The organism is Pedobacter sp. 01N416 (genome assembly GCF_056399685.1).
The window spans coordinates 1-4,320 of the sequence record NZ_JBFTRT010000449.1 but is presented as its reverse complement, the minus strand read 5'-3'; the positions used below and the strand labels follow the sequence as shown (position 1 = coordinate 4,320).

Below are 4,320 nucleotides of genomic sequence, written 5' to 3'. Positions count from 1 at the left end.
ATTTTGTCGTCATGTCCTTTAATTTTACCAGCTGCTAGTTCATAACTTTCTGGGAGAAAGTGTGCATAAGGCTTAAGCACATGTTTATATAGGAAAGCATGAATGGTCGAGACCTCAACTCGGTGCGCACCATCTCCAAGTCTTTTTACTATCGTCTCTACCCCAATGTTAGTATAGGTTATGCATGCAATTTTTCTTGATATGCCAAGTTTTTCAGATTTATTTAGCACATTGATCATATGCCTAATCAACCATTCGGTCTTGCCTGCACCAGGCCCAGCCGATACTTTGATATGAGTATCAAAGTCAGCGACTATCGTTTTTGAATCTATAGTTTTTATGGACATACCCAGTCAATTGCTTCGGTGATATATTGAGGAACAACAAAAGTCAAAGGAGACTGCTCGTTAAGGTTTTCTTCCAGAACCATTGCAAGTTCCAGCGCATTCTGTCCTTTCCCAACCGACTTTAAATACCTTGCCGCAAGTAATCCCACCGTTTTTTCCCGGGGCGTCCATAAAACAGCCGGTAGTTTGAGCGAATTTAATATTCTGGTGTTTTCATCACTATTACGCAGCACTCCTGCTGCCTCAATCTTAGCAATATCATCTCCATTATCTACAGCCGCCATTAGATTTTTCAGCTCATCAACATTGCTTATATTTTCGGTCAAGAGCATTTTACATGAGGGATTGTAAATGATTAGATCATATTCCAAGGTTTTCCCTTTAATTTCATCCTGACTAAAAAACCGGATATTAGGATGAGTAGAATAGGTTCTCAAATTAGCAGAGGAATTTTCCCGATAGCTATTGGCTGCAAGAGAATTGTATTCAAAAGGATAGCAGTACTTAAATCTTTGACCTGCCCCTGGCAACTTATGCTCAGGATCTCTATCAGTGATACAGGATAATTTCTTTGCAATTGTATTAGGCTCGTTAGTATCAAATAACTTTAAAAAATGTCCAAAATACCTGCCCCCAATATTAATTACCGTAACATGGGCATCTTCCAGAGACTTGGCATTATATTTAGCAAAAGTTGACATCAGCAATTGTTCAGCCATTCCTTCGACCAGGATTACGTTTTTTGCAAATAGCATGTCCGATCTTGTAGCATCCAGGAAGCGTTGTACAAAAGCCTTGGATTTCTTTCCCTCATAATCAGCAGCAAAAACCTTACCCGGATATCCAACCCTTAAGCTCCCATCAAGAACACTCAGGCAGATGATCTCATCCAGCGATACTGCCGAGGTTATATGCGTCGAATGACTGGTGATAAATACCTGCCGGGCTTTATTCTTTACATTTTCCTTTAAGAACTTTAAAAACTTATACTGCATAGAAGGATGAAGATGCGCTTCAGGCTCCTCAATTACGAGTATAGGAAAAACCTTGGCATTACTGCCCAGATATTGCCCGTTGGTATCCATCTGCATCTTTGCAAGCAGAAGAGACATAAATATTAAATTATTGTAACCCAGCCCATTGTGTGTGGCAGGAATTTCCATACCTGTGCCGTATTTGATAATCAGCCGCAGAGTCGAATAAAGCTCCACTTCCGAAATACTGCCATCGAACCCAGGTTCAGCATCATTATGCGAGGCTCCGGTATCATTGGCATACTTTAGAATCTGACCTTCTCCATCCTTCATCCTTTCCTTTAAAAGATCCAAAAGTACATTTGCATTTGCAGCAAACTTTTCTTTCTGAACTTTGATTTCTGCCAGTTTTTCCGCTGAAGTCTTACCATTGTTCTTGATCTCAAAATCAATAAAAAAATCTACAACCTCCCTGAGAAGCGTATTTCTTCCGGTAAACATATCACGCTCTACATCCCTGATCGCATTCAAAAACTGATAATCAAATTTATGGATCGATTCGCTTTCAGCAGTAATCTTGAAGTTGGGATCCCCACCATAGGTTTTATGGATAAACTTTCTTAAAAAATCATGTTTGATTATATTCCATGCCTCTTTCGAATCTTTGGCTGTAGCGAGAGCCGCCCTGTACTCATCGTGCTCACCTGCAGGCAGAAAATACTCATAGGTTAGCTGAGCTCGGTATGGCGTCTCAAGTTTAGTCAGCCAGCCCGATACAGTTACTAGATCATCCCCTGTAAGATCCTCCCCTACGCTTTCATCGATAGTCAAAGCTATCTGGACCTTTGGCGGATGGCTTTTCAACACAGATAAGTCCACTTCTTTATTGAAGTCATCAACCTCAAGTTTTCTGGACACAGTGGGATCCAAGATCAGCGATAAAGATTTCAATAGATTGGTTTTCCCGGCATTATTGTGCCCGATGAGAACGTTGACACCTTCATTGAAATCTATATTGGTAGATACAAAATTTCTGAATCCATTGATATGGATTGATGATATATACATAATTGATATGGAGAGGTTGAAAGAAGCAAATTAGATATTTTTTTCTGAAGTAATAACTTTTTGAAATTACGGATAAAAAAACACAAAGAATAACCGTTAGATTATATTTCGGGATTGATTAAGCACAAACCACAAAGGGTTCCATGCAGGTCTTTTTAATCCTTCGGCTTATGAATGTGCGGCTTTAAATCAGGATGTTTGGGCTTTGTTTCGGGCAGAACCCTTCTTCTTTTATCATCCTTGCCATCATCTGTTTTGGGCTTAGGCCCGGGTTTGATTGCTTCCATAGTAATTAGTGAATTTAGTTTAGATATATAATCCGGTAAAGCTAAACAGGCCTGAATGCAATTGGATACGGTTTCCCGTAAAACCGAAAAAAATATAACAAAAGCAATACGCAAGAAAATATTATGAAGGCAATTTCGAAAAAAACACTAATTTGACCTTCAAAAAAACGCTCTTGAACCCACAACAAAACATACTCAAATTCTGGCGGGATGTAGAAATATTTAACTTACCAGACCTGTCGAACAGTATCCAACTAATTGAGAAAAATACTCCACTCCCATGGGCATTACCCCAGCAACCACTAGAGGATGCAAAGCGCAGGTACATCTTATATTTCGGCAAGCAACTTAAAATCGACGTTGTCAAAATCATCGAAGAGCATACTGGTGAAGCAGAAGAAAAACCGGACTGGATGGAAAAAGTGACAGGCAATACATGTATGGCTGTATTGATCCTAGAAGAAAACGGGCAGATCAGTGACGAGGGCGCTTACCTCCAGGCCTCTTACCTGCATGGATTAAAATGCCTTCAGAATGAAGAAGAAATGGAAAAAGTGGTGGAAAAGCTGGAAAAAGTACAGGAAGCTTTTACCGAGAGGCATAGTATAAAGCCACTTTCTGATGAAACAGATGAGCCAGTCCAACAGCATTTTATCGGCTGGAAGGAGTTGGAAAGAGAGATTAGCGTACTCAAAAGTTTAAACATCCAGGACCTCGAATGTGAACCAACCATTTATTGCCAGAGCATTATCATATCCAAAAAAATCAAAAATGCGGACACCAGTTTCCTCAACAGCTTTTATCTTGATGATCTAAACCAACTTATCAACCATCCAAAAAAATGGAACAAAGGACTGAACAACTACCTCAACCCGGAGCTCGATCCCAAGCGAAGAACTGACCTTTTGAAAGAGGCTGATGCATTCTTTAAAACAATAGATCCTGATAAGATGCCAATGGGAAGATGGCCTTCCAATCCGCAGTTCGGTGCATATGCAGCGCAACTGGGCGCGATGAACACCGCTCTCGAAGATTTAAAAGAAGGTGGAATCATGAGCATTAACGGTCCTCCAGGTACAGGTAAGACAACATTGCTTAGCGATATAGTAGCGGACGTCATTGTACAGCGAGCGCAAAAACTTATTAAAGGAAACAACATTCTGATGTTTATGCCAGGGGAACGCATCCAGCGTGAATCGGATTTCCTTACCCATTTCCCAATAAAAACCGCGCTTTTTGAGGATGCGGGGATTGTTGTGGCCAGCAATAACAATGCAGCTGTAGAAAATATATCAAAAGAACTTCCCCAGCGGGAAAAGATAGATCCCAGCTTTACCAAAGCTGAATATTTTATCGCTCATACAAAATCCATGATCGAAAAGGAAAGCTGGGGACTTCTGGCCGTAGCATTGGGCAACTCGGAGAACAGAGGCCTTTTCAAATCAAATTTCTGGTTCAATTCCAAAGAAGAGAAAAGATTCAGCTATTATTTAGGTTCGTTATACAATAATCCAGAGGAGATCGATCATACCCATGGCTACCGGGTAAAATTCGAACTGACCAAAACAGAACTTACCGATTTGATCCGGGAATTTGAGGCCTTCCGCAAATCAGCCAGCGCATTTCATGTCGCACTACCAAAAC

At 40.6% G+C, this 4,320-nt stretch carries 4 protein-coding genes; 1 reads left to right on the top strand and 3 read right to left on the bottom strand.

Annotation, left to right across the window (positions count from 1 at the left end; translation table 11 throughout):
* The 3 genes from AC1DND_RS21165 to AC1DND_RS21155 form a co-directional block, all read right to left on the bottom strand.
* The coding region (locus tag AC1DND_RS21165) for a UvrD-helicase domain-containing protein (protein WP_477584611.1) at positions 1–347 on the bottom strand (347 nt) is incomplete at its 3' end.
* Entirely contained in the window at positions 338–2,389 is a 2,052-nt protein-coding gene (locus AC1DND_RS21160) for an ATP-dependent nuclease (protein WP_477584610.1), read from the bottom strand. The genes AC1DND_RS21160 and AC1DND_RS21165, both read right to left, overlap by 10 nt.
* A 155-nt stretch (positions 2,390–2,544) precedes the next feature.
* On the bottom strand, positions 2,545–2,676 hold the full coding sequence (locus tag AC1DND_RS21155; protein ID WP_477584609.1) for a hypothetical protein: 132 nt from the start codon (positions 2,674–2,676) through the stop codon (positions 2,545–2,547).
* 173 nt (positions 2,677–2,849) lie between these two features.
* On the opposite strand from AC1DND_RS21155, the gene AC1DND_RS21150 reads away from it, so the two are divergent.
* Positions 2,850–4,320, top strand: a 1,471-nt coding sequence (locus tag AC1DND_RS21150) for an AAA domain-containing protein (RefSeq protein WP_477584608.1), incomplete at its 3' end; no start/stop codon positions are given.